The sequence below is a fragment of the Streptomyces siamensis genome (genome assembly GCF_039543605.1).
GTDB classification, from domain to species: domain Bacteria; phylum Actinomycetota; class Actinomycetes; order Streptomycetales; family Streptomycetaceae; genus Streptomyces; species Streptomyces siamensis.
The window spans coordinates 101531-125499 of record NZ_BAABKB010000033.1; the positions used below are offsets into that span (position 1 = coordinate 101531).

Consider the following 23969-nt stretch of genomic DNA (forward strand, 5'->3'; position numbering starts at 1 on the left):
GCCGGGCGGACCGTCGCCGACCGTCAGGAACCAGCCGCCGGGCGGGCCAGGCCGGTGTCGTAGGCGAGGATCACCGCCTGTACCCGGTCTCGCAGTTGGTACTTGTCGAGGATGTGCGCGACATGCGTTTTCACGGTGGCCTCACTGACGTGCAGTTCCCGGGCGACCTCGGCGTTCGACAGTCCCCGGCTGAGTGCGCGCAGCACGTCCAGTTCCCGGGCGGTCAGCGCGTCGAGGGTCGGCGGAACAGCGGGCGCGGACTGGTCGGCGAGGCGCGAGAAGCGGTCGAGGAGCCTGCGGGTGACCCGCGGGGAGATCACCGCGTCGCCCCGGGCGACCGTGCGGATCGCCTCCACCAGGGAATCGGCGGGACCGTCCTTGACGAGAAAGCCGCTGGCACCCGCCCGCAGAGCGTCGTGAACGTGTTCGTCGAGGTCGAACGTGGTGAGAATGATGACGTGGCTGGCCGAACCCGACGCGACGATGAGCTCGGTCGCCTCGACACCGTCCAGACGCGGCATGCGGATGTCCATCAGCACGACGTCGGGCTGAAGCGCACGAGTGTCTTCGACACCGGCCTGCCCGTCCCCCGCCTCCCCCACGACGATCATGTCGGGTTCGGCTTCGATGATGAGCCGGAAGCCGGTCCGGATCATGGGCTGATCGTCGACCAGAAGCACGCGGATGGCGGTCATGGGGCCTGTTCTCCTTCAGTCGTGCCACAGTCGCCCTCGGCGGGCACCGGAACGGTGGCGTGAACGCAGAATCCACCGCCGGGGCGCGGTCCGATGTGCAAGGCGCCACCGACGGCGGCGATGCGTTCCCGCATGCCCACCAGTCCGTGACCGGCGCCTTTGACCGCCGCTCTGGGCGTCGGCAGGGTATTGCCCGGCTGCCGGCCTTCGTCGCACACGCGCACCGTCAGCGTCCGGTCCGGCCCCCAGTCCAGGCTGAGGCGCGCACGGGTGTGCCCCGCATGCCGGAGCGTGTTGGTCAGCGCTTCCTGGGCGACGCGGTAGACGGCGAGCTCGGAGCCGGCGGGCAACTGCGCCGGCTCACCCGTGGACATGAAGTCGATGTCGAGCCCGGCCGTGCGCACCGACTCCACGAGCCGGGGGATCTCCTGCAGTGTGGGCTGCGGAAGCTGCCGGCTCGGGACGCCGTCCTCGTTCTCGTCCGCCCTCAGCACGTGCAGCAGCTGGCGCAGCTCTCCCACGGCCGCCCGCCCTGTCTGTTCGATGATGTGGTGCAGCTCGTGGGTCTTGGCGGCGTCCCGGTCCTGCACCCGGTCCGCGGCGATGGTCTGCACGACCATGAGGCTGACGTTGTGGGCGACGATGTCGTGGAGTTCGCGGGCGATGCGAGCACGCTCCTGAGCCACGGCGGCGCGGGCGTTCGCATGCTGTTCCCGCTCCAGGGCGGCGGCCTTCTGCACCGCGTCCTGGGCCAGCGCCTTCCGGGCGCCGGACAGCCGGCCCAGTGCCCAGGCCGCCACCAGCAAGATCGTCATGGTGGCGGCGTTGGCCGTGCGGAAGCCGGGCTCCATCAGCGCTTCGGCGACGGCTACGGCGGGGATCACGGCCGTGACGACGATCGTGGCCACACGGCGCGAGGACCGAACGGCGGTCAGGAAGACGGCTGCGGCCGCGCCCATGTAAGGAATCCCGATCCAGGTACGCCCGGGCCCCACCAGCGGAGGAAAGTAGTAGCAGGCCTGAAGGGCCGCGACGGCCGCGACGACGGTCAGCAGCGCGGGCAGCGGCCACTTGCGGTGGACGGCCAGCGGGAGCCCCGACAGCAGCGCCAGCAGCACCAGCCGTGTGTCGGGGGCTGTCAGCGGCGGCCCGGCCGGAGGCCGCTCCGGGACGGCCAGTGCCCCGACCGTGACCAGCAGGGCCAGGACCATGTCGACGACGGCCTGCGGCGCTCGGCGCCGCGCCATCGAATCGAGATAGGTCATGTATGTCACCGTAGACGCGCTTCGTCCCCACGCCCTCTGCCACGAGAGCGAGCCCTGAGCGGCCCCCTCGCCCTTGTGGCTGTCATCCCGAATGAGGAGCGCCTGCGCCGTCAGCGGCGGCACAGACCGGCGAGCCCTCCGTCCACCGGCCGACGGCCGCGCCACGGCTCGCTCCGACGACGGACCCGCTGTGTCACCGGCTCGGCCGAGGTATCGGTGATCCGTCCGGCATCCACTGGGAGAGCGGTCCCGCGCCGGCGACCGACCGCCTCCCGACCGGATGAGGAGACGACCACATGATCGGCTGGAAGCGACAGCTGCACGGCACCACCGGCGGCACCGCCAACGCGGTTCGGCTGCACGAGGTGACCAAGCGGTACGGGAAGGGCCCACAGGCGGTCCTGGCCCTGGACCGGGTCAGCGCGGACATCGCACGCGGCACCTTCACCGCGGTCATGGGACCCTCCGGGTCCGGCAAGAGCACCTTCCTGCACTGCGCGGCCGGGCTCGACCGGCCCACCAGCGGCTCGGTGCGGCTGGGTGGCACGGAACTCGCCCGGCTCAACGAAGCGCCGCTGACGCGGCTGCGCCGCAGCAGCATGGGGTTCGTCTTCCAGGCCTTCAACCTCGTGCCCTCGCTCACCGTGGAGCAGAACATCACCCTCCCGCTGCGGCTCCAGGGCCGCAGGACCGATCGCGCGTGGTTCGGGGAGATCGTCGCCAGGGTGGGCCTGGCCGACCGTCTGCGTCATGTGCCCTCGCAACTGTCGGGCGGTCAGCAGCAGCGTGTCGCGATCGCCCGCGCCCTGGTGAACCGTCCGGAGGTGATCTTCGCCGACGAGCCGACGGGCAGCCTGGACCCCGACACCGCGAACGACATCCTCGGACTGTTGCGCCAGGCCGTCACGGACCTGCACCAGACCGTGGTGATGGTGACCCATGACCCGGTGGCCGCGGCCCACGCCGACCGGGCCGTGTTCCTCGCGAACGGGCGCATCGCGTCCGGCATGACCTCCCCGACCGTGGAGCGCGTCACGGCCGCCATTGCCGGGCTGCGCGGGGCTGCCTGATGCTGCGCCTCGCCCTGCAGACCCTGAGGACGCGCAAGGGCGGCTTCGTGGGTACCTTCGTGGCCCTGCTCCTGGGCTCCGCCGTCCTCAGCGTGTGCGGTGTCCTCCTGGAGTCGGGGCTGCATGCGTCCCGGCCGCCCGAGAGGTACGCGTCCGCGGACGTCGTCGTCGCCGGCCACCAGCAGGCCAAGAGTTCGAGCAGCGTCCGGGGGGCGTCGGCCGCCCTTCCGCAGCCGCTCGTCGAGCGCGTGCCGGTGCCGGCGGACGTCGAGCGTCGTGTCACCGCGGTGGACGGTGTCGCCGCCGTAGTCGCCGACATCGGCGTGCCGGCACAGGTGATCGGTCCGAGCGGGGGCCCGTTGCCCGGTGCTCACGGCGTCCCGTCCACAGGGCACAACTGGTCCAGCACCCGCATGGGCGCCTACCGGCTCGCCCAGGGCCGCGCGCCGACCGGACGTCACGAGGTGGTGCTCGACGCAGGTCTCGCCGCGCGAGCCCGGGCGACGGTCGGCGACTCCGTGTCGCTGACGACCGGGTCGTCCCCCGAACGCTTCCGCATCGCGGGAGTGGTCGCCCTCCCCGCAAACCCGTCGCCACGCCGGTCGGTGGTCTTCTTCTCGGACGAGCTGACCCGCCACTTGGCGGCGCGAGACGGTGCCGTCGACGCCCTCGGCGTCCTGGCGGATCCCGGAACCGACACGCGGAAGCTGGCCCGGGACGTGGCACGGGCGCTCGGGGAGCCGGGACTGGACGCACGCACGGGTGACGGCCGGGGCGAGGCCGAGTTCCTCGACGTGGCCGCATCAGGCTCCACGCTGCTCCTCCTGGCGTCGGCTGTCGCCGGGAACGTCCTGCTGGTGAACGTCTTCGTCGTCGCGAGCACCATGTCGCTCGCCGTCTCACAGAGACGGCGCGAGACGGCGCTCCTACGCGCCCTTGGGGCCACCCCGGGGCAGGTGCGTCGCATGCTGACGATGGAAGCCCTGACGGTGTCCCTCCTCGGCGGAGCGCTCGGCTGGCCACTGGGTGTGGCGGTTGCCCGCGCGTTGAAGGACCGACTGGCCGGCTACGGTCTCGTCCCGGCCGACTTCCAGCCGTCGATCGGGCCACTTCCCGCGGCCGCCGCCGTGCTGACCGCTGTGCTCACCGCCTACACGGCCGCCCTCGTCTCGGCCCGTCGCGCGAACCGGATCAGACCGACCGAGGCACTCGGCGAGGCCGCCGACGAGCGCACCGCACCCGGCCGAGGACGCCTGATCACCGGAATCCTCCTCGCGCTGGCGGTGGCCGGCATGTTCACCACGGGCCTGACGCAGGACGGCGACATCGCCGTCCTGACCGCACTCGCCAATTCCCTCGTGCTCGTGACCGTGATCGCCGTGGCCGTTCTGGGCCCGCTGCTGTCACGGGCGGCGATGCGCGTGCTGGGCCCCCTGCTGCGTACGTCCCGGGTCACCGGGTACCTGGCCGCGGCCAACCACACCGCACACCCCCGCCGCCTCGCCGCCGCGGTCACTCCGCTGATCCTCGCCGTGTCCTTCGCCGCGACCGTGGTCTTCGCCCAGACCACCGTTCAGCGTGCTTCCGAGAACCAGATGCACCAGGGCCTCAGGGCCGACCACGTCCTGTCGGCAGCGGGGGGCCTGGCTCCGGGCGTCGCCGCGGAGGTCCGCGGCCTGAAGCAGGTGCGGGAGGCAACCGGCGTGGTCACATCCACCGTCATCGGCACGGCCGGCACCGACGGGGCCGGCCGCGAACAACTGGTGTCCCTCAGCGCTCAGGGCGTGGAACCCCGGCGTCTGGACGACGTCATGGATCTGAAGCCCTCCCGAGGCAGCCTGGCGCGTCTCGCGGCCGACTCCGTGGCACTCAGCGCCGGCGCGGCGTCCCAACTGGGTCGCGGGCCCGGCGACACCGTGGATCTGCGCCTGGGGGACGGAACTCCGGTCACCGCGACCGTCGTGGCCGTCTACGAACGCGGCCTGGGATTCGCGGACGTCACCTTCGAGCACCGCATGCTGCTCGCACACACGACCTCACGTCTGGACACCTCCGTCCTCGTCCGCACGGCGCCGGGGGCGGTGGGCACCGACGCGGCGCTGAAGGAACTGGCCCGGCGCCATCCCGGCGCGGTGCTGCGGGACCGGGCGTCCAGCGGACCGCACCGACAGCAAGAGGCCAACGCCTGGGTCAACTACCTGCTGGCCGGCCTGATCCTGGCGTACGCCGGGGTGACGGTCGCAACCACGCAGGCGATGAACACCACTGCCCGGAGCAGGGAGTTCGCTCTGCTCCGGCTGGCGGGCACGACGCGGGCCCAGGTGATGCGGATGATGCGCTGGGAGAGCCTGGCAGTGGTCATCGCCGGAGTGGGCGGCGGCTTGCTGGCCTCGGCGCCGGCCCTCGTCCTGGTGTCCCTGGCCGTGACCGGCAGTCCCTGGCCGACTGTTCCGCCTCTCGTCTGCCTGGCGATCGCGGGGGCCACGGCGGCGCTCGCGGCGCTGGCAGCACTGGTTCCGGCACGGATCCTGCTGCGCACCCGTCCGGTCGAGGCGATCGGCACGAGACAGTAACACTCAGCGGCCACGGCTCGGCGGCGGACAAGCTCCGCACCGAGCCGTGGCCGACGCATGCGGTCAGGCGCGAGCGGACATCGGCCGCATGCAGTCACGCGCAAGCGGACATCCGCCGAATCCGGCCAAGCGCAAGCGGACATCCGCCGCGAGACCCCTTCACCTTCGTCCAGCCCCTGCCGCGGGGATTCCCTTGGTGATGGCCTGTCGGAAGTGATGCCGCACGCCTCACCGACCGGAATCCCCGCGCCTGGTACCGGATCCGGCGAACTGCTGCCGAGACGACCCCTGTCGTTCCACCGCGACAGACCGCGAGACGGGCTTGTCCTACACGCGGTTGTTGGTTCGTCGTGGACGCCGGGGACGGCCTCCACGGCGCAGCGGCTTCGGCCCGTACCCCACCCATACGACCGCGCACCCCGCTGAGGTCGGTCGTGCAACAGCAAGAAGGCACAGGACGACGGGATCCAGACCCGGCCAAGTGGGCAAGAGCCGTGCGCGGCCGCCACCTCGAACAGTGGAGCCCGGCTCCCTCAGTGAGGGAGCCGGGCTCGGTCGCCAGGTGCCGAACGGCTCGTGTCACCTGCGGACGGACTCGTTGTACCGGTCCTGTTCCGGAAGGCAAGTCACCACCGTGGGACCGGCGTTCTCGCTTGCCCCGTCCAGCTTGCGGCCCTCGACATCGACGTCGGGCAGAACCCTGCGCAGCCACGCCGGCAGCCACCAGGCCGCTTCGCCGAGGAGCGCCAGCACAGCGGGCACGATCGCCATGCGGACGACGAAGGCGTCCAGGAGTACGGCGACCGCGAGTCCGAGACCGATCATCTTGACCGAGTCCTCGCCCGACGCGATGAAACTGCCGAAGACCACTGTCATGATCACCGCGGCCGCGGTCACCACGCGCCCGCCGTGGTGGAATCCGGCGACGACCGCCTCGCGTGCTGTCTGCCCCGACGCATGAGCCTCGCGCATCCGTGTGACCAGGAAGACCTCGTAGTCCATGGCGAGACCGAAGACGATGCCCACCATGAAGATCGGCATGGTGCTCGCGATGGGCCCGGTCTGCTCCACACCCAGCGCGTCGGACAGCCAGCCCCACTGGAAGACGGCGACGACCGTGCCGAGTGCGGCCCCGATGGACAGGAGGAACCCGAGGGCTGCCTTGAGCGGCACGAGTACGGACCGGAACACCAACATCAACAGCAGGAACGCCAGGCCGACCGTGATGCCCAGATAGGGCAGCAGGGCCCCGTTGATCTTCGTGGAGAAGTCGACTTTCATGCCCGTCTGTCCCGTGACGAGGACCGGGGCACCCGTGGCGTCGCTCAACTCCGTTCCCACGTGGCGGATTCGGTGCACCAGGTTCTCGGTCTTGGCGCTGCCCGGCTTGGTGCTCGGCACGACCGTGATCACCGCAGTGTCGTGGGCCGGATTGAAGGTGGCCCTGCCTACGGTGGCCACACCGTCCAGGTCCCGCACCGTGGACCTGACCTGCCGTGCGGCTGCGTCGGCATGGTGGCCGCGGTGGGCGTCGACGACCACCGTGAGGGGGCCGTTGAGCCCGGGTCCGAATCCTTCGGAGATCAGGTCGTAGGCCTTGCGCTGGGTGCTGGCGGTCGGCATGGCACCCTCGTCGGGGAGGCCGAGCTTGAGGGAAGCGGCCGGTACGGCGAGGGCGCCGAGGCCGATCACCGATGCGACCAGCACCGCCACCGGCCGCCGCAGCACGAATCTCGCCCATCGAGCACCGACGGTCGACCCACCGCCCGCCTGCTTCGCGGGTGCCCGATGGCCCGCCTGCTTCGCCAGTGCCCGGCGGCCCCGCCGGCCGATTATCCGCTTGCCCGCGATCGCCAGCAGTGCCGGGAGCAGGGTCAGCGCGACGATCACGGCGAGTGCGACCGTACCGGCCGCGGCCAGACCCATTTTGGTGAGTACCGGGATACCGACCACGGACAGGGCCGCCAAGGCGATCACCACGGTGAGGCCGGCGAACACGACCGCGGAGCCGGCTGTTCCCGTGGCTCGGCCGGCGGCCTCCTCCCGGTCCCGCCCTTCGGCCAGTTCGGTCCGGTAGCGAGTGACGATGAACAACGCGTAGTCGATGCCGACCGCCAGGCCCAGCATCATCGCCAGGGTGGAGGTGGTGTCGCCGAGATCGAGGGTGTGGGCGAGCGCACTGATCGTGGAGACGCCGATCCCCACGCCCAGCAGCGCGGTGAGCAAGGGCAGACCGGCAGCCACCAGCGACCCGAAGGTGAGGACCAGGACGACCGCGGCGATCGCTATACCCATGATCTCTGCCCCCGAGTCCTCCTCGTCCTGCTGCACGGCACTGCCGCCCACCTCGACGGTCAGCCCATCGGTACGGGCCTTTTGCACCGTGCTCAGCAGCGCGTCCTTGGCCGTCTCGTTCAGAGCGGCCGCGCCGACCTTGTAGGTGACCGGCGCAAAGGCGGTGGACCGGTCCTCGCTCACGGTTCCGGCTCGGAACGGGTCGGCGACGCCTGCGACTTGGGCGGAACTCCGCTTGACCGCGGCGAGGGTCTTCTCGATGGCTGCCCGGGTGCCTGGTTCGGTGACCTTGTGGCCGCCCGGCGCCTTGAAGACCACACGGGCCGTCGCGCTGTCGGCTCTGGCATCGGGAAAGCGCTCCTTGAGCAGATCGACGGCCCGCTGGGCCTCTGTCCCGGGCATGGAGAACGAGCTCGGGGTGGGGGGCGTCGCCGCGGATGCCCCGAGGCCGCCCAGGACGAGAAGTGCGATCCAGGCCACGACCACGCCGTACCGGTGCCGGAAGGCGAATCTGCCCACTCTGTAGAGAAATGTAGCCACGCGGCTGTGCTCCGCTCGCAGTCGATGTGCTCAGGAAGGGGAAATGCCCGCTGGTCAGGGCACTCGTTCAGTCTTGGGTGCCTGGTCACCCAGTCCTTCCGCACTCACGACGAACTTGGGTCTCAGCCTCAGGAATGAGCTGCCTTCGAGGTCATCCACCAGGCCGACACGGTCCCCGGCACGCGCTGATCGGCATCGAACGTCCACGCGCCACCGATGGCACTGCGAGGGGCGCCGACACAACCTTGGCCTGGTACGGGCCGAAGGCGAGTTCCGACGGGAGCCTCACTGGTCGTGGAGGCGGTTGCGTGAACTGTTCGAGGTCAGGCGGGCCGTCCGCTTCGCCGGCCTCACAGGATCGGGCCGTACTTGTCGGCCTCGCCGGCGGCGCTGAGGCCCGTGTGCTCGCGGATCACGCTCACCACGGCGTCGGGATCGTCCGGGGTGATGAACGGACGCACGCCCCAGCCGATGTCGAGGATGAGTCCAATGCTCTTCGCCGGCCTTTGCGGGTCCAGGCTCGCCCAGTACAGCGGGTTCGCCGTCCCCCAGATGCGACCCCTTCCGGTGAGGGCGCTCATCGCGACGCGGCGGACCGAGCGGATTCTCGCGTAGGGGATGCGCTTTGTGCCCCAGGGAAAGTAGTAGCCGCGGATCCGAAGGGCCTCGGCCGTGCATTCGATCCAGCGATCCTGGTACGTACGAGGCATGAGAATCGTCTCCAGTTGCAGAACGTGATTGGTTGGTGCGAGTGAGCCGCATGTTCAGCGGAAGCCCGTGTCCCAAGTAGGCCGCGGCCTACGCATGGCGTCATGACACGGCAGTTCGTGGCTTGACACCGGCAGGTCGCTCCCCTCGCTCCGGGAGACAGCTGCGCGATCACACGTCAGCGGGCCACTGACTGCCCCACAGCACATGGAGAGACCGCGACGACGGCACGAGACGGAGCGCGGCGTGCCCCTCGGCCTCGCGTGCGCCGCAGCGTGCTCCAATGGGGCATGGCATCGTCCTGGACTGGTAGACGGGTACGCCTGCGCGCCATCGAACCCGACGACTGGACAGCGTTCACGCGCTTCGCCGACGAGGACGGGCGGCGAGCGGGCCGGCTGGATCTGCCGCGGTCCGCCGAGAGTTATCGCGCTTGGGCGAAGGAGCAAGCCGTCGCCGAGTGCGATGACGACCGCTTCCGGTTGGCCGTCGTGACGGCGGACACGGGAGAGCTGGTCGGCACGATCGGCTCGCATCGCAGCGGCCCTCGTTCAGGCTGGTTCGAATTCGATGTCATGGTCGGCGCTGACCACCGGCGCAAGGGCTACGCGACAGAAGCCCTCGTGCTGCTGTCGCGCTTCATGTTCGCCGAGCGGCGGTATCACAAATGCCTGGCAGTGATCTTGGCTCACAACGAGCCGTCCCTGGCGCTCACTCGTCGGGTCGGCTTCACCGAGGAGGGGCGCCTGCGGGAACACGTCTTCTTCGCCGGCCGGCACCACGACCTCGTCATGATGGGCATGCTCGCCGACGAGTTCGACCGGCGACACACGATGAGTGGACCATGAGCCGGCTGTCCGAGCTTGTACGGAACGGCACTTGAACTCGATCAGTGTTCGCGGGTGGCTGCGGCCCGTCACAGACAGCAGGTCTGCCCTCAGCTGCGCACGGTGGCACGCAGGCGCAAGCCGGCAGTCGTGAGACCTTCGAAGGTGGTGACCTGGAAGCTGGGTTCCGGTCCGGACGGCTCGCTGAAGTGGTAGCGGCGGGCGGTCTGCGCGGTCAGGAGTGTCAGCATCGCCATGGCCAGAGCGACCCCCTCGCAGCCGTGCGGCCCGGTACCGAAGGAAAGGAAGGCCCCGGGTTTCGCCGGCGAGCCCGAGTCGTCGAGCCAGCGCTCGGGCTCGAACCGGTCCGGCTCGGAGTGTTCCCGCGCGTCGCGGTGGGCGGTGTAGGGGCAGACGAGAACGGTGGAACCGGCGTCGATGGTGTAGCCGCCGAGCTGGGTCTGTCGTGTGGCGCGCCGGGTCAGCAGCCAGCTCGGGGGGTGCAGTCGGAGCACCTCGCGTATCAGCGCCTGGGTGTACTGGAGGCTGTCGAGGTGGGTGTTGGTCGTCGCGGCCGGGTCCGCGGGCAGCAAGGCGGCTTCGGCGGAGACGCGATCCGCCGCCCGGGGGTGCCGGGCCAGGTAGAGCAGGATCCATCCGGCGGCGCGGGACGGTGTCTCGAAGGTGGCGACGGTGATTCCGGGCAGCGTGTCGAGGATGGCCTCTTCCGACAGGAGGCCGTAGCGGGACGTGGGCCGGAGCATCTGCCCCAGCAGGTCGTCACCGAGCCGGCCCGACGAACGGCGCCGGCGGACGACGGGCCGCAAAGCGTTCGTGAAGGCGACTTGCTGCCGTGTGCGGAACCGCCGTGCGGGTGTGGGGATCCAGCGCGGCACTATCCAGCGCGAGGGGCGCACGAGCACTTCCCGGGCCAGGAAGAGCTGTGAGGCGAAGGGCAGCAGGGTGGGAGCGTCTTCGGAGAAGAGATAGTGCACGCCGATGTCCGCCAGGGCTTGCCTGACCAGGGGCAGAATCTCGACGTCCTCGCCCGTGGGCCACTGGTCGGCGAATCGAGCGGCACTGGGCGCGATCTCACCGATCCGGGCGGCAACCGCATGCGCCCGTAGCCCCCGCATGCGGGCGGCGTGAGCGCGGGCGCGCTCCTCGCGCGTCGGCGCTCCGCTCGACCGCTTCAACGGCGGGAACAGAGGCGAGGGTGCCTTGGGAAACTCCTCCGCGTTGCGCAGGACCTCTTCGCAGGGCCCGGCCGCGGCGGCTACGTAGACACCCGGCTCCAGCTGCCAGACGTCGCCGCACTCTTCAGCGCCACGGCGCGCCACGGCCAGCCGGTCGCGGCTCCAGGCCGCGAAGCCGCCTTCGGGCAACCGCGGCGGCTCGTTCGTTCGGCCCATGAGATCGTCCCTGGCTCTCGTACCCGTCCAGGCCGATGTCGTCGGCAGTGCAGTTGGGAGTCGGCGGGCGCCCAGGGGCTCCCGCCGGCAGTGTGGTCAGGCCGAGTCGGCGCCGGCGTACGCATCCCATTCGTGTTCGCCATACGCACCGTAGTGGCGGGTGAAGGACAGCTTCCCGAGCAGCTTGGCGATCATGATGTACTCCTCTCGCCTGTTTGAGCTCTCCCCGCTGAGGGTTCACTGATGGAAGCACCCATCAGCATTAAATGCCACGTGTTCCATGGTGCCACATCTGTCAATTCGACCTACTCGGACTTTCAGCCGCGCGCATGGATATAAGGCGCGCGCTTTCGGGCCCACCGCCCGCGGCGGCGAGTTGCCGGTACGCCGGGATCGAGACCGTGCACGGGACTGGCGATATGGCGCACCGGGCCGCGCCATGGGCGAAAGTCACCGTGGAGAGTCGAACCCTCACTTCAATGCCGGACGTTCAAATTTCGACCATGGGCGGGCGGTAGTTTGCGGGAAAATAGCGGGCAGTTCTTTTGGTCGCACGCAGGCTCTCTTTGCGCGATATTTACTCATCGGTCGGCCTCAAAGAATTGGTCAAGGATGTGTCGACGTTCGCTGCCCTCGGGCTCTACGTTTCTCTGTGACCACGGCGACGCGCAACCCGTCATCGTTCGCCCTTCCTCGGAGAAGGGGATGTTCGTGGGACGTCGCACCTTCCGGCACCCGCCAGAACTACGCGGGCGGCGAGATTCCGTGGCGGCCGCGTCGGCGCCGTAGTAGGCGGCGGCGCGGCCGCGGGTGCGGGGTGGTCAGCGGGTCACGGGGAAGCCCAGGTCCGGACCGGCCGCCAGTTCGGCGGGGTCCGGCCAGCGGCTCGTGATGACCTTGCCGCGCGTGTAGAAGTGCACGGCTTCGCTGCCGTACATGCGGTGGTCGCCGAAGGCCGAGTCCTTCCAGCCACCGAAGGAGTGGTAGCCCACCGGCACCGGCATCGGAACGTTCACGCCGACCATGCCCGTCTCGACCTCCAGCTGGAACCGGCGGGCCGCGCCGCCGTCGCGGGTGAAGATCGAGCTGGCGTTGCCGAACGGAGAGCCGTTGATGATGCGCATCGCCTCCTCGTAGGTCCCCGCGCGGACCACGCACAGAACGGGGCCGAAGATCTCGTCCCGGTAGGCGTCCGAGTCGGTGCTGACGTTGTCGAGGAGGGAGACACCCATCCAGTGCCCGTTCTCGAAGCCCTCGACGGTGAAGTCCCTGCCGTCGAGCACCACGTCGGCCCCCTGGACGGCGGCGCGTGCGACGTAACTCGCGACCTCGTCCCGGTGTGCCTTGGTGACGAGCGGACCCATCTCGGACGCCGGGTCATTGCCCGGTCCGATCGTGACCTTCATGGCCCGCTCGGCGATCCGGGACACCAGCGCGTCGCCCGTCGAGCCGACCGCGACCACCACGGAGACAGCCATGCAGCGCTGCCCCGCGGAGCCGTAGGCGGCGGTCACGGCAGCGTCCGCGGCCGCGTCGAGGTCGGCGTCGGGCAGTACCAGCATGTGGTTCTTCGCTCCACCGAGGGCCTGGACGCGCTTGCCGCCGGCGGATGCCCTGCTGTACACGTGGCGGGCGACCGGGGTGGAGCCGACGAACGACACGGCCGCCACGTCCGGGTGGTCGAGGAGCGCGTTCACCGCAATCTCGTCACCGTGCACGATGTTGAGCACACCATCGGGCACCCCGGCCTCGGCCGCGAGTTCGGCGAGGAGCATGGACGCGGACGGGGCCTTGCTGCTCGGCTTGTGGACGAAGGTGTTCCCGCAGGCGATCGCCATGGGGAACATCCACATGCTGATCATCGCGGGGAAGTTGAACGGCGAAATGCCGACGATCACCCCCAGCGGCTGGCGAATGGACGCCACGTCGATGTGGCCCGACACTTCCGTGGACGTGTCGCCCTTGAGTGCAGTGCCGAGCCCACAGGCCAGTTCGACGATCTCCAGACCCCGGGCCACCTCACCGAGGGCGTCCGCGTGCACCTTGCCCTGCTCAGCGGTGATCAGCGCGGCGAGATCGTCGCGACGCGCGTTCAGCAGCTCTCGGTAGCGGAAGAGGATCGCGATCCGCTGCGCGAGCGAGGACGTACGCCATGTGGCATAAGCCTGCTTCGCCGCGCCGACCGCGGCGTCGACCTCGTCGGCACCGGCCAACGCGACACGTGTGGTGACCTCTCCGGTCGCGGGGTCGGTCACAGGGCCCCAGGTACCGGAGTCGCCCGCAGCGTCCCCGAAGGGCTTGCCGCCGATCCAGTGGGTGACGGTCTTCATCAGTGGAACTCCTTGGAAGGTGACGGCGGCGCCGAGGTTCCTGTCGTTCATCCCACGGGCCTTGACTGCAGCAGCCGGACGGGCCGCGGTCCTGGCCACGGGAACGCCCCCCGCGTCTGGAAGCGCGGGACTGCTGACGTCGAAGCTACGTCTCTGATCTGCGCGTTCAGGCGCCTCGGGACCGCGTGGCCCGAAGTGCCTCCCTCGGGTCCCATACCGTGGTGGGGTGGCTCACTGACATGCCGAACGTGACGCTCGCCTTGAGATCACTCCCCGCCGCTGCCCGTTCGCTCTGCCACGGAACGGGACCCGACAGTCGCGACATTCAGGCGCCGCGACGGGCACGAGCTCAGCGGCGGCCGACTTCTGTGCGAACTGATCGACAGGAGGGGGACCGCCGTGACCGCTGGTGACCGCGGTCGCCGGACCAGCCTCGCGGCCTTCTCGTCCGCGGAGCCGTCCAGGTCCAGCACCTAAAATGAACGTATGCGTGGATTCACTGGGCGAATTCACCCGCCCTCATCCGTCGCTGATCGCCGCCTCGCCGTCCAGGCCCACTCCTCCTGAGGACCTTGACCGGCTTCAGCAACGCCGTCGCGGCGATGGCGATCGGTCCGAACGGCAGAACCGAGCTGATCCGCTGCGGGCGAGGCTCGACACCGCGCACTACTACGGGGCAGCCGCCCCACATCGCGCCGGAATCCACGACGAACGACTCGGAGCGCTCATTCGGCGGCCCGTGACGACGACGACGAGGAGGTGAGCCCATGACCGGGGCAGACGGCAGGGTGGCTCTGGTGACAGGGGCCAGCAGCGGGATCGGTGCGGCCACCGCACGCGTTCTGGCCGACCGAGGTATGCGGGTGGTGGTCAACTACCTCAGCAGCGGCAAGGCGGCCCAGGAGGTCGTGGCCGACATACGGGCCGCCGGCGGTCAGGCCATGGCCGTACAGGCCGACGTACGCGAAGTATCGGCCGTCGACAGCATGGTCGAGCAGGTGCGGGCGTCGTGGGGCGGCGTCGACGTGCTCGTGCACAACGCGCTCATCCCGTATGCCGTCAAGTCGTTCAAGGACATGACGTGGGACGAACTGGGCGGCAAACTCGACGCCGAGATGCACGCGGCGTTCGCGCTCACCAAAGCGGTCCTGCCCGACATGACCGCACAGAGCTGGGGACGCATCATCTATCTCGGCACCGGCCTCAGCCGCCGGCCCCGCGCGGGCATGATCGCACTCGGGACGGCCAAGGCCGCACTGGAGCAGTTCGCCCGGTACCTCGCCCAGGAACTGGGCCCGCAGGGCATCACGGTCAACGTCGTGGCGCCCGGACCGGTCGAGTCCCGCATCGCCAATGACGTGCTCGACGACAAGACGAAGCAGCGACAGGTGGCGGCCACCCCGCTGGGCCGCCTGGCCCACCCCGCCGATGTCGCCCAGGCGGTCGCCTTCTACGCCGGCGAGGACAACGCCTTCATGACCGGCACCACCGCCGCGGTCAACGGCGGAATGGCCATGTACTGACGCCTCGCCGTCCCCGGCACACGGGACCGTACCGGCTCCGTCCGGCCGACGGACGGACCGCATCCGGCACACCGTCGCCCACGCACCATGCGCCGCGGCACCTGTGACCGCCATGGGCGCACGACGGCGACACGATCAAGGAACCGATTCATGCATACGATCGATCTCGCCTACGTCGGGCGGGGCCTGCACGAGGAACTGGCCGCCTACGTCGCCGACCAGGAGGACTTCTACGCCGACGAGGGCGTCCACGTCACGCTGCGCGACGGCTGCACCTGGGACGAGGAGCGGCTGCGCCACGGCGCCACCATCGGCCTCGGCCGGGCACTGCTGTCCCGGCTGACGGACGGCACCCCCTGGGTCGGACTCGTCGTCAACACCCACCGCCCGCTGTTCTGGTTCCTCGCCCGCCCCGGCCCGACCTCTCTGGCCGACCTGGCCGGCCGACGGCTGGCGGTGCACGCCCCCCACACCGCGCCCGGATGCTTCACCCGGATCGTGCTGCGCAAGGCCGGCCTCGACCCGGACCATGACATACAGACCGTCGTCCGGTCGCCCGGCGACTACGGCATGGACCTGCGCCGGCTGCGCGACGGCGAGATCGACGCCGCGCTGGTCGGCAGCACCATGGCGCCGGAGTCGGTGGCCGCCGAGTACGGCTGGCAGGTACTGGCCTGGATGGGCGACCACTTCCGGATCCCCACCGTGGGCCTGGCCGTCGACACCACGCGCACCGACCCGGACGACCCCGCGGTCCAGGCAGTCCTGCGAGCGCACCGCCGTGCCCTGAAGGTGATCCGCAACGACCCCGACACCACGGTGCGGCACATGCAGACGTTCCTCGGTGGACACACCCCGGACGAAGTCCGAGCGCACTACGAGGCGTTCATCGCACCGCACTTCACCACCGACGGCCAGGTCGACCTCGCGATCGGTGACGCCGCGATCGACGCGGTGGCAGCCGAACTCGGCGTCCCCGCCACCGTCAGCGCGGCCGAGTTCTACCGCACCACCCCCTGAAACGTGTCGCGGAGCATGGGCGACGGTGGCGTCGACCGCGTCCCGTGGGACCGCTGGCGGTGACGTCGGCACCTTGCAGGTCGAGCAGCGACTTCAGCAGGGGGCCTGAAGACGCGGCCTTGACCCCGACCCCACGCAGGAGGCAGTGGTCGTCATCGCCCGCAGCACGCGGGAGACGATCGTGGTCGACTGCCTCAGTCGTACGCGCTGCCGGCCCAAGAGTCCTGACGGCACGGTGGGTTTGACCACCTGTTAGCGTGCGCGGATGGAAGATCTGGGAGCCGTTGCTTGGCCGCCTGAGCCGATCAGGACCGAGAGACTCGTGCTCCGTGAGCCCGAGGCCCGGGACCGCGCGGCGTTCATCGAACTGCTCGCCTCGCCAGAGGTGCACACCTATCTTGGCGGCCCCCGACCGCGTGCCGAGCTTGAACGCGGGACGCCTGAGGTGCCGGAGCGGTGGCCCGGGAGCTTCGTCGTCGATCTCGACGGGTCGATGATCGGCCAGATCCTGCTGAGGAGGGCAACCGGGCACCGTCGCCCGGCTGCCGCGGGGAAGGCCGATCTCGGCTACCTGTTCCTGCCGCAGGCGTGGGGACGCGGGTACGCCGCCGAGGCGTGCGCGGCGGCACTCGGCTGGCTCACCGACGCGCTTCCCGGCGAACCGGTGGTACTCACCACCCAGACCGCCAACGCCGGTTCGATGCGCCTCGCGGCGAAACTGGGGTTCGCCGAGGTGGAGCGGTTCGAGGCCTGGAGCGCCGAACAGTGGCTCGGTATGTGGTCCCCGCTCACGCCGCCCAGTTGAGTCGGTGGAGGAACCACCGGGCGGACGCACCGCGCGAAGCCTGCGAGGCGGTGTGGTGATGAACGGATTATTGGGCCGCATAGTGGCGGTTTTCCGGCATCGAAGTGAGCGAACGCGCGTCGTGCAGAGCGTGCGTGCCCGCCGCGAACAGAATCGCCCGAATCCAGAACATCTTGGCCGAAGGGTTGGTAGCGATGAAGCGGATGGGGCGACGTGCTGCGGCTGGACTGGCAGCGCTTGTACTCCTGGGTGTCGGCTCGGCCCACGCGGTGGCCGCGGACGACCCGGACCCCAGCGGTCCGGTCCGGATCGCCAACAAGGGCGACAACAACAACATCGCCGGCCGGGACCTCGTCATCGGGAACAACAACACCCTCGGCACCGGCCACACCATCACGCAGGGCAGCCTGCCGCTGACCCCGGTCCCGCCGGCAGCCCGCCACGTGGTCGCCTTCTACCAGACCGGCACCACGACGGGAGACCCCGGCCAGCCCTACGTATCCCCCGCCCCCCTGGCCGGGCAGGCCGACGTGGTCGAGGTCGCCGCGTTCCACCTCAACGATCCCGCGCAGTACCCCATCCTCACCCTCAACAGCGACGCCCCCTCCGCCGCGAAGTACGTCCCCATGTGGCGCGACGTCGCCGCGCTGCAGGCCAAGGGCGTCAAGGCCACCGCGCTCCTCGGAGGCGCCGCGCCCGGCACCTACACCCGCCTCGACCAGAACTTCGACATGTACTACCCGCCCATCCGCGACGCGCTGAGGACCTACAAGCTGGACGGCATCGACCTCGACGTCGAAGAACCGTTCACCGAGGCCACCGCGGAACGGCTGATCAACCAGCTGCGCGCCGACTTCGGGCCGAGCTTCCTCATCACCCTCGCCCCGGTGCCCACAGACCTCTCCACCGCCGACGGCAGCAGGCTGCCGCAACTCGACTACCGCACCCTCGAGAACAACGTCGGCACCAAGATCAACTGGTACAACGCCCAGTTCTACTGCAGTAACGGCAGCCTCGCCGACACCAGCGACTACGACGCGATCATCCAGAACGATTTCCCCGCATCCAAGGTCGTCGCCGCCGCCATCACCAACTCCGACCTCGACTGCGCCGGCTACGTCCCGATGCCGACCCTCCAGACCACCCTGCGCACCCTGGCCGGCAAGTACCCCTCGTTCGCCGGTGCGGCCGGCTGGGAGTACGCGCCCTCCGCCGACGTCGACGAACCGGGATGCCCCACCGGCCCCGCCAACTGGTACTGCGCGGTGCGCCACTCCTTCGCCGCCAACACTCCCTGAACCACATCATTCCGGTTCGGGGGCGGTGTGAAGGCGAGGGAAGCGTCGAAGGTCGCCCCCTGTTCCGGAGGCAGTGGTGGAGTCGTCCGAGCCTGCGGTAGAGCACATGCCGCAGGACTTGGGCACACCAGTCTCCGGCCTCGCGTCGGCTCCGATGGTGGGCGTCGGCGCGAGGTGCTGCCCGCTACTCGGGCCAGTCGGAGTTCTTGATGACCTCCACGAAGTCGCCGCGCACGAAGCCGGGGGAAAAGTGGGCCAGCACGTCGGCCTTGACGTTGCCGAACGTCGTCTCGGGGCGATCCTTGATGCCGTCGGTGAAGGCGGCGAGGATCCGGTTCTTGAAATCCGGGCGGGGGTGGGCCGCGACGACGGCCGCGCGTTGTTCCTCGGAGATGGCGTGGTAACCGATGCCGAGGACGTCCAGTTCCACGCCGCGGGTGACCAGGGCCACTTCGGGCGCCATGTGCAAGGGGATCTCCGGGGTGGTGTGCAGCGCTATGGCCGTCCAGACCCGGTCGGCCGGCTCGCCGGTGATGCCGTGGGCATGCAGGAAGCGGCGGGCCTCGTCGGCACCGTCGATCTCGAAACGCTGGTCGGTACGGCGGAAGCGGTCGGTCAGTCCCAGGTCGTGGAACATCGCGCCCACGTACAGCAGCTCGGGGTCGAAGTGCAGCCCCTGTTCCCGGCCGCGGAGCGCCCCGAACAGAAACACCCGCCGGGAGTGGTCGAACAGCAGTGGCGAGGCGACATCCCGTACCAGCTCGGTCGCCTCCCGCGTCAGCGCACTGTCCGGGATCCGCACGCTCGCAATCGATTCACCCATGATGACCGCCTTCCTCTCCGTTCTCGATCAGTGACCTCCTACAGACTCGTCGCGTGCCCTAGGCTGATGCCATGTCCTTCCTGCCACACAAGCCACAGATTCAGACATGACACACCGTGTCGCCTTCCTGGTGTTCGACGGTGTGACCCTGCTGGACGTCAGCGGGCCCTCGGAGGTGCTGCATCAGGCGGCACGCCTCGGCCACCCCTACACACCGGTACTGGTCTCCCCCCACGGCGGCGACGTCACGACCGCCTCGGGCCTGGCGCTCGCCCGGACCGTGGCGGCGGCCGACGTCGGGCCGGTCCACACGCTCGTGGTCGCCGGAGCGGACCGGCTCGCCGCGCAACCTCCCGGGGAGGAGCTGCTGGAGGCGGCCGCGATCCTCGCCGAGGGGGCGCCGCGAGTCGCGTCGGTCTGCAGCGGTGCGTTCGTCCTCGCCGAGCTGGGCCTGCTCGACGGGCGCAGGGCGACCACGCACTGGCGGCATGCCGGCACGCTCGCCCACCGCTACCCCCGGGTCCATGTCGAGCCGGACGCCCTCCACATCCGGGACGGCCGGTACGTCACCTCCGCAGGTATCAGCGCGGGCATCGATCTGGCCCTCGCGCTGGTCGAGGACGATCACGGAGCGGCCGCGGCCCGGGAGGCCGCCCGCGAACTGGTCGTCTTCATGCAGCGGCCGGGCGGGCAGTCGCAGTTCTCCACGGCTCTGGCGACGCCACCGGCCCGCAGCGACCTGCTGGGCTCGCTGACCGCGTCCGTGCTCGCCGACCCGGCCGCCGACCACAGCCTGCCCGCCATGGCCGCATCCGCCGCCATCAGCACGCGGCACCTGACCCGGCTGTTCCAGACCGAACTGAACACCACACCCGCACGGTGGGTCGAGCGTGTCCGCCTCGACCGCGCGCAGCAACTGCTCCTCGACGGGCACAGCGTGACCTCGGCCGCGCAGCGCAGCGGGCTCGGCAGCGACGAGACCCTTCGCCGCGCCTTCGCGCGCCACCTCGGCACCACCCCGACGGAGTACCGCAGGCGCTTCGCCACCACACGTCCGCAGGGTTCACCGCAGTGAGGTCGCAGCCCGTGGTGCGACCACTCTGTGCTGCGCCCGCCTTCGGTTGAAGCCGACGCCGGACAGCTCCGCTGCGCATCGAGCACTCGCGCACTCGCGCACTCGCACAGGACATCGCTGACCTCGGCCCCAAGGTGCGGCGCGAGCGCCGCCCTTGTCGCTTCGTCAGGTCCATGCCCGCCCGCTGTCGAGCCGAGGGCCGACCGGGCTTCCGCAAGGCGGGTGGTAGGAATCGCGAAGATCCCAGGCCCGACGCGTCGCGGAGTCCGCACGGCATGGCCGGTTCGATACTGATCGGCATGCGCGTCGAATACGACCCCGAGGCCATGGACAGGGCGGTCTTCTACAGGTTTCTGACGTCCGTCGTGGTTCCTCGCCCGATCGCCTGGGTCTCCACGATCACCTCGGACGGAAGCACCGAGAACCTCGCCCCGCACTCCTTCTTCAGTATCGCCAGCACCGACCCCCCGATCGTCCAGTTCACCTCGATCGGGCGCAAGGACTCCCTGCGCAACGTGGAGGACACCGGGGAGTTCGTCGTCAATTTCTCGTCCGAGCCGCTACTGGACATGATCAACGCCACCGCCATCGACTTCCCCCGGTCCGTCAGCGAATTCGACACCGCCGGCATCCAGCGCGAAGCCAGCAGGTGCGTGCGCCCACCCAGGGTGGCCGCATCTCATGTGGTCCTGGAGTGCCGCTCCCACACCACCTTGCGGATGGGCAACTCCACGCTCGTCTTCGGACGCGTGGTCCACGCCGCGGCGGACCGGGACTTCCTCGCCGACGACCGTCCCAGCAGCACCCTGTTGCGCCCCCTCACCAAGCTCGGCGGCGACGAGTGGGGCACCCTGGGCGAGGTCATCCACCTGAGTCGGATTCCGTACGAGGAACCCGACTCCGAGTGATCCCGCAGCCGTACGCGGTGGTCTGCCTATGACCCTGCCGTTCAGCCAGTGGCTGCGGGGGCGTGGTCCAGCATGTCGAGGGTGGTGTCGGCCGCCTCGACGACGACCGGATCGTGGGTGGCGACGAGGGTGACGCAACCGTGTTCGTGCGTCGTGCGGGCGATGAGCCGGATGAGGTCGTCGGCGCGAGTGCGGTCGACCGCGGCGGTCGGCTCGTCGACGAGAAGGAGTTCGGGCCGGCCGAGCAGGGCGCGTGCCAGGGCCACGCGTTGGCGTTCGCCGCCGGAGAGCTGGTCGGGGCGGTGGCGGAGCCGGTGGTCGAGTCCGACCTCGGCGAGCAGTTCGCGGGCCTGACCGCGCAGGGTGCGGGGTCTGTGCCCGGCCAGGGAGGCGGCGGCGAGGAGTTGTTCCTCGGTGGTGAGGCCGGTCAGCAGGTTTCCGCTCTGGAACACGTAGCCGATGCGGGTGCGGCGGGCGTGGGCGCGTTCCCGGTCCGTGAGGGCGGCCAGGTCGGTGTCGTTCAGGAGGGCCTGTCCCCGGTCCGGGCGGAGCAGTGCGCCGGCGACGGCGAGGAGGGTGGACTTGCCGGAACCGGAGGGGCCGACGAGGGCGGTGAGGTCGCCCTGCCGGAAGGAGGCGGTCAGGCCTTCGAGGGCGGTGGTGCGGGATGCGCCGCGGCCGAGGGTGACGGTGATGTCTTTCAGGTGGAGGGTCATCGTGCGGCTCCCAGCATGGTCATCGGATCGACGGTGGTGACACGGCGCAGGGTGAGGGCGGCTCCTCCGAGGCCGACCAGGACCACGGCGGCCATGGTCGTGGTGAGCGTGGACGCGGGCAGGCTGAAGGGCACCTGCTCGCCGACGAGGAGGCCGACAGCGGCGGCGAGCGCGGCTCCGAGGGCAGTACCGGCGGCGACGACCACGGCGGCCTGGGTGAGGGTGTGGCCCAGGAGGCGGCGGCGGGATGCGCCCATGGCACGGAGCAGGGCGAGTTCCGGTGTGCGCTGGACGGTCCAGATGGCGAAGAAGGCGCCGACGACGAGCGGGGCGATGAGGAAGAGGAATGTCTGGATGGAGGTCATGGTCAGGCGCTCTCCCTTGTAACCGGGGGCGGCGGCGAAGGCGTCTTCCAGCGGGACGGTCGCGGTGCCGTGGCGGTGGTCGGCCTCGGCGAGCGCCTCGTCACTGAGGTCGGCACGGGCCCTGAGAGCCATCGCGCTGTACTGGGAGGGGAGGTCTGCGGACATGGTGCGTGCACCGGGGGTGGAGAAGCGGATCCGGCGCCAGGTGTCGGTGCTCATGTAGGCGACCGGGACGTGGCCGTAGGAGGACCGACCCGTGGTGCCGATGACCTTCAGGTCGATGCCGAGCCGGTCGATGGTCAGGGTGTCTCCGATGCGGACGCCGTCGTTCACGAGCTGCCGGGAGACGACGATGCCCTGGGGCGTGGCCGTGTCGAGGTGGTGGCCGTCCTCGGCGCCGGTGTCGGTGAAGGCGCCGGGGTCCACACCGAGGGCCGCGAGATCGATCTCGACGTCGCGGTCGGTCGTGCCGCGGGTGATGGCGACGCCGAGCGGCGTGGCCTCGATGCCCTTCTCCCCCGTCCAGCCGGTGGCGGTGCGCTGGTCGATCAGGCCGCGCGCGAACTGGTCCGACTTGGTGCCTTCGGCGAAGGCGACGTGGGTGGCGTGCAGCCTGCGCAGGGCGGAGACGGTGTCGTCGCCGAGGCCGGTGGTGAAACCGGAGACGATGCCGACGAGCGCGGCGACGAGGACGACGACGCTGCCCATCAGCAGAAAGCGGCCTCTGGCCGCTTTCAGTTCCAGCAGGGCGAGGTACATGGGCACTCTCCAAAGATAGGGACAAGGCGTCCCCAAAAATAGATGATGGCGACGCGGCGTCCCTAAGTGGGGTGGGGTTCTAGACTGACCGGGTGCCCAAGATCCAGGCCGCTTCAGTCGCCGATCACCGCGCGCAGCAGCGCGCCACCCTTCTCGACGCGGCGTACGAGCTCCTTGCCGAGGGCGATGCGGCCGAGGTGACGTTCGCGGCGGTCGCCCGCCGCACCGGGCTGGCCCGCAACAGCGTCTACAAGTACTTCGCCAACCGCGGCGAGCTGCTGACCGAGGTGGTGCGGCAGGCCGCGCCACGCTGGACCGAGCGCATCCAGGCTGCTCTCGCCGCCGCCGGGGACACCCCCGAAAGGCGCGTCGCCGCCTATGTGAGGGTGCAGTTGGAGATGGTGCGCGACGGCGAGCACCGCATCGCCCGCGCCACCGCCGACACCCAGGACGCCGCCGCCCTGCGCGCAGGCGCCGACGCGGCGCACCGCGCCCTGCTCGACCCCCTCGTGGACGCGCTGCGCGACCTCGGCGACGACGCCCCCCTGCGCACCGCCCGACTGCTGCAAGGATTCGTCAACGCAGCGACCACGGCACTGGAAGCAGGAGACGACTACGCCGCGGTCACGGATCGTGCGGTACGGCTGACCGTGGCCGCCCTCGCAGGCCTCACGACCGATCCGCTGCCCGGCGAGCCGATGGACGGCGGATCCCCGGCCGTCTGACGACCTTGATGCGTCCTGGAACTGCACGTACCAGCCGCACTCCGGTGCCGGAGAGCTGGACCTGCTCGCCCGTAGCCGGACGGGCGGCCTGGTCCGCGTCCACTTCGCGCACCCTCCCGGCACGGCGCCGCCACGAGGTCGTCACCAGGAGCCCTCCGGCATGCGAAGGCGAATCAGGGCATGACCACCGACTCTTCGGCACCTTCGGCCGGGGCGGGCCGCAAGAGCACAAGGCGG

At 70.2% G+C, this 23969-nt stretch carries 19 protein-coding genes and 1 pseudogene; 11 read left to right on the forward strand and 9 right to left on the reverse strand.

All coding sequences use genetic code 11. From position 1 onward, the window contains the following. Positions 1 to 23: 23 nt before the first annotated feature. The gene (locus ABEB03_RS35195) at positions 24 to 695 is read right to left on the reverse strand and encodes a response regulator transcription factor (protein ID WP_345656950.1); all 672 of its coding nucleotides are present in this window, start codon (positions 693 to 695) and stop codon (positions 24 to 26) included. After that, positions 692 to 1960: a sensor histidine kinase gene (locus ABEB03_RS35200; protein WP_345656951.1), complete on the reverse strand. Its 1269-nt coding sequence runs from the start codon at positions 1958 to 1960 to the stop codon at positions 692 to 694. The genes ABEB03_RS35195 and ABEB03_RS35200 overlap by 4 nt, the downstream gene beginning before the upstream one ends. 296 nt (positions 1961 to 2256) lie before the next feature. Here ABEB03_RS35200 and ABEB03_RS35205 point away from each other — a divergent pair, with 296 nt between their 5' ends. Together ABEB03_RS35205 and ABEB03_RS35210 are read left to right on the forward strand one after the other, a co-directional pair. Continuing rightward, positions 2257 to 3030 (forward strand): ABC transporter ATP-binding protein, encoded by a 774-nt coding sequence (locus ABEB03_RS35205; RefSeq protein WP_345656952.1) that lies wholly within the window; start codon positions 2257 to 2259, stop codon positions 3028 to 3030. Next, positions 3030 to 5603 (forward strand): FtsX-like permease family protein, encoded by a 2574-nt coding sequence (locus ABEB03_RS35210; protein WP_345656953.1) that lies wholly within the window; start codon positions 3030 to 3032, stop codon positions 5601 to 5603. The genes ABEB03_RS35205 and ABEB03_RS35210 overlap by 1 nt, the downstream gene beginning before the upstream one ends. A 579-nt stretch (positions 5604 to 6182) precedes the next feature. Here ABEB03_RS35210 and ABEB03_RS35215 read toward each other — a convergent pair. Both ABEB03_RS35215 and ABEB03_RS35220 read right to left on the reverse strand, forming a co-directional pair. Further along, positions 6183 to 8438, reverse strand: a complete 2256-nt coding sequence (locus ABEB03_RS35215; protein ID WP_345656954.1) for an MMPL family transporter — start codon at positions 8436 to 8438, stop codon at positions 6183 to 6185. A 350-nt stretch (positions 8439 to 8788) separates the two neighbouring features. Beyond that, complete coding sequence (locus tag ABEB03_RS35220; protein ID WP_345656955.1) at positions 8789 to 9148, reverse strand: PH domain-containing protein; 360 nt, start codon at positions 9146 to 9148, stop codon at positions 8789 to 8791. A gap of 288 nt (positions 9149 to 9436) precedes the next feature. On the opposite strand from ABEB03_RS35220, the gene ABEB03_RS35225 reads away from it, so the two are divergent. Next, positions 9437 to 9994, forward strand: a complete 558-nt coding sequence (locus tag ABEB03_RS35225; protein WP_345656956.1) for a GNAT family N-acetyltransferase — start codon at positions 9437 to 9439, stop codon at positions 9992 to 9994. 89 nt (positions 9995 to 10083) lie between these two features. Here the strand turns inward: ABEB03_RS35225 and ABEB03_RS35230 are convergent, their stop codons facing one another. Together ABEB03_RS35230 and ABEB03_RS35235 are read right to left on the reverse strand one after the other, a co-directional pair. Next, positions 10084 to 11385, reverse strand: coding sequence for a cytochrome P450 (locus ABEB03_RS35230; RefSeq protein WP_345656957.1), 1302 nt, complete (start codon positions 11383 to 11385; stop codon positions 10084 to 10086). An 821-nt stretch (positions 11386 to 12206) separates the two neighbouring features. Continuing rightward, positions 12207 to 13715, reverse strand: coding sequence for a CoA-acylating methylmalonate-semialdehyde dehydrogenase (locus ABEB03_RS35235; protein ID WP_345656958.1), 1509 nt, complete (start codon positions 13713 to 13715; stop codon positions 12207 to 12209). A 767-nt stretch (positions 13716 to 14482) separates the two neighbouring features. Between ABEB03_RS35235 and ABEB03_RS35240 the strand changes: the two genes are divergently transcribed. From ABEB03_RS35240 to ABEB03_RS35255, 5 genes and pseudogenes are all read left to right on the forward strand, one after another. Beyond that, complete coding sequence (locus ABEB03_RS35240) at positions 14483 to 15238, forward strand: SDR family NAD(P)-dependent oxidoreductase (protein WP_345656959.1); 756 nt, start codon at positions 14483 to 14485, stop codon at positions 15236 to 15238. A 150-nt stretch (positions 15239 to 15388) separates the two neighbouring features. Further along, complete coding sequence (locus ABEB03_RS35245; protein ID WP_345656960.1) at positions 15389 to 16258, forward strand: ABC transporter substrate-binding protein; 870 nt, start codon at positions 15389 to 15391, stop codon at positions 16256 to 16258. A gap of 121 nt (positions 16259 to 16379) precedes the next feature. Further along, positions 16380 to 16486, forward strand: a pseudogene (locus ABEB03_RS45485) (cupin domain-containing protein); the annotation flags it as partial. Positions 16487 to 16523: 37 nt separating this feature from the next. After that, entirely contained in the window at positions 16524 to 17063 is a 540-nt protein-coding gene (locus ABEB03_RS35250) for a GNAT family N-acetyltransferase (protein WP_345656961.1), read from the forward strand. 203 nt (positions 17064 to 17266) lie between these two features. Beyond that, positions 17267 to 18361 carry a glycoside hydrolase family 18 protein gene (locus ABEB03_RS35255; RefSeq protein ID WP_345656962.1) on the forward strand — a complete coding sequence of 365 codons (1095 nt, stop codon included), beginning with the start codon at positions 17267 to 17269 and terminating at the stop codon, positions 18359 to 18361. 184 nt (positions 18362 to 18545) lie between these two features. On the opposite strand, the gene ABEB03_RS35260 is transcribed toward ABEB03_RS35255, so the two are convergent. Next, the gene (locus ABEB03_RS35260; protein WP_345656963.1) at positions 18546 to 19184 is read right to left on the reverse strand and encodes an HD domain-containing protein; all 639 of its coding nucleotides are present in this window, start codon (positions 19182 to 19184) and stop codon (positions 18546 to 18548) included. Between the two features lie 106 nt (positions 19185 to 19290). Between ABEB03_RS35260 and ABEB03_RS35265 the strand changes: the two genes are divergently transcribed. Continuing rightward, entirely contained in the window at positions 19291 to 20259 is a 969-nt protein-coding gene (locus ABEB03_RS35265; RefSeq protein ID WP_345656964.1) for a GlxA family transcriptional regulator, read from the forward strand. Positions 20260 to 20558: 299 nt separating this feature from the next. Then, a complete protein-coding gene (locus ABEB03_RS35270; protein ID WP_345656968.1) occupies positions 20559 to 21167 on the forward strand; it encodes a flavin reductase family protein in 609 nt (202 codons plus the stop codon). Between the two features lie 41 nt (positions 21168 to 21208). On the opposite strand, the gene ABEB03_RS35275 is transcribed toward ABEB03_RS35270, so the two are convergent. Next, positions 21209 to 21883, reverse strand: coding sequence for an ABC transporter ATP-binding protein (locus ABEB03_RS35275; RefSeq protein WP_345656965.1), 675 nt, complete (start codon positions 21881 to 21883; stop codon positions 21209 to 21211). Continuing rightward, positions 21880 to 23007 (reverse strand): ABC transporter permease, encoded by a 1128-nt coding sequence (locus tag ABEB03_RS35280; protein ID WP_345656969.1) that lies wholly within the window; start codon positions 23005 to 23007, stop codon positions 21880 to 21882. The genes ABEB03_RS35275 and ABEB03_RS35280 overlap by 4 nt, the downstream gene beginning before the upstream one ends. A 92-nt stretch (positions 23008 to 23099) precedes the next feature. Here ABEB03_RS35280 and ABEB03_RS35285 point away from each other — a divergent pair, with 92 nt between their 5' ends. After that, on the forward strand, positions 23100 to 23732 hold the full coding sequence (locus ABEB03_RS35285) for a TetR/AcrR family transcriptional regulator (protein ID WP_345656966.1): 633 nt from the start codon (positions 23100 to 23102) through the stop codon (positions 23730 to 23732). The last annotated feature ends 237 nt before the right edge of the window (positions 23733 to 23969 follow it).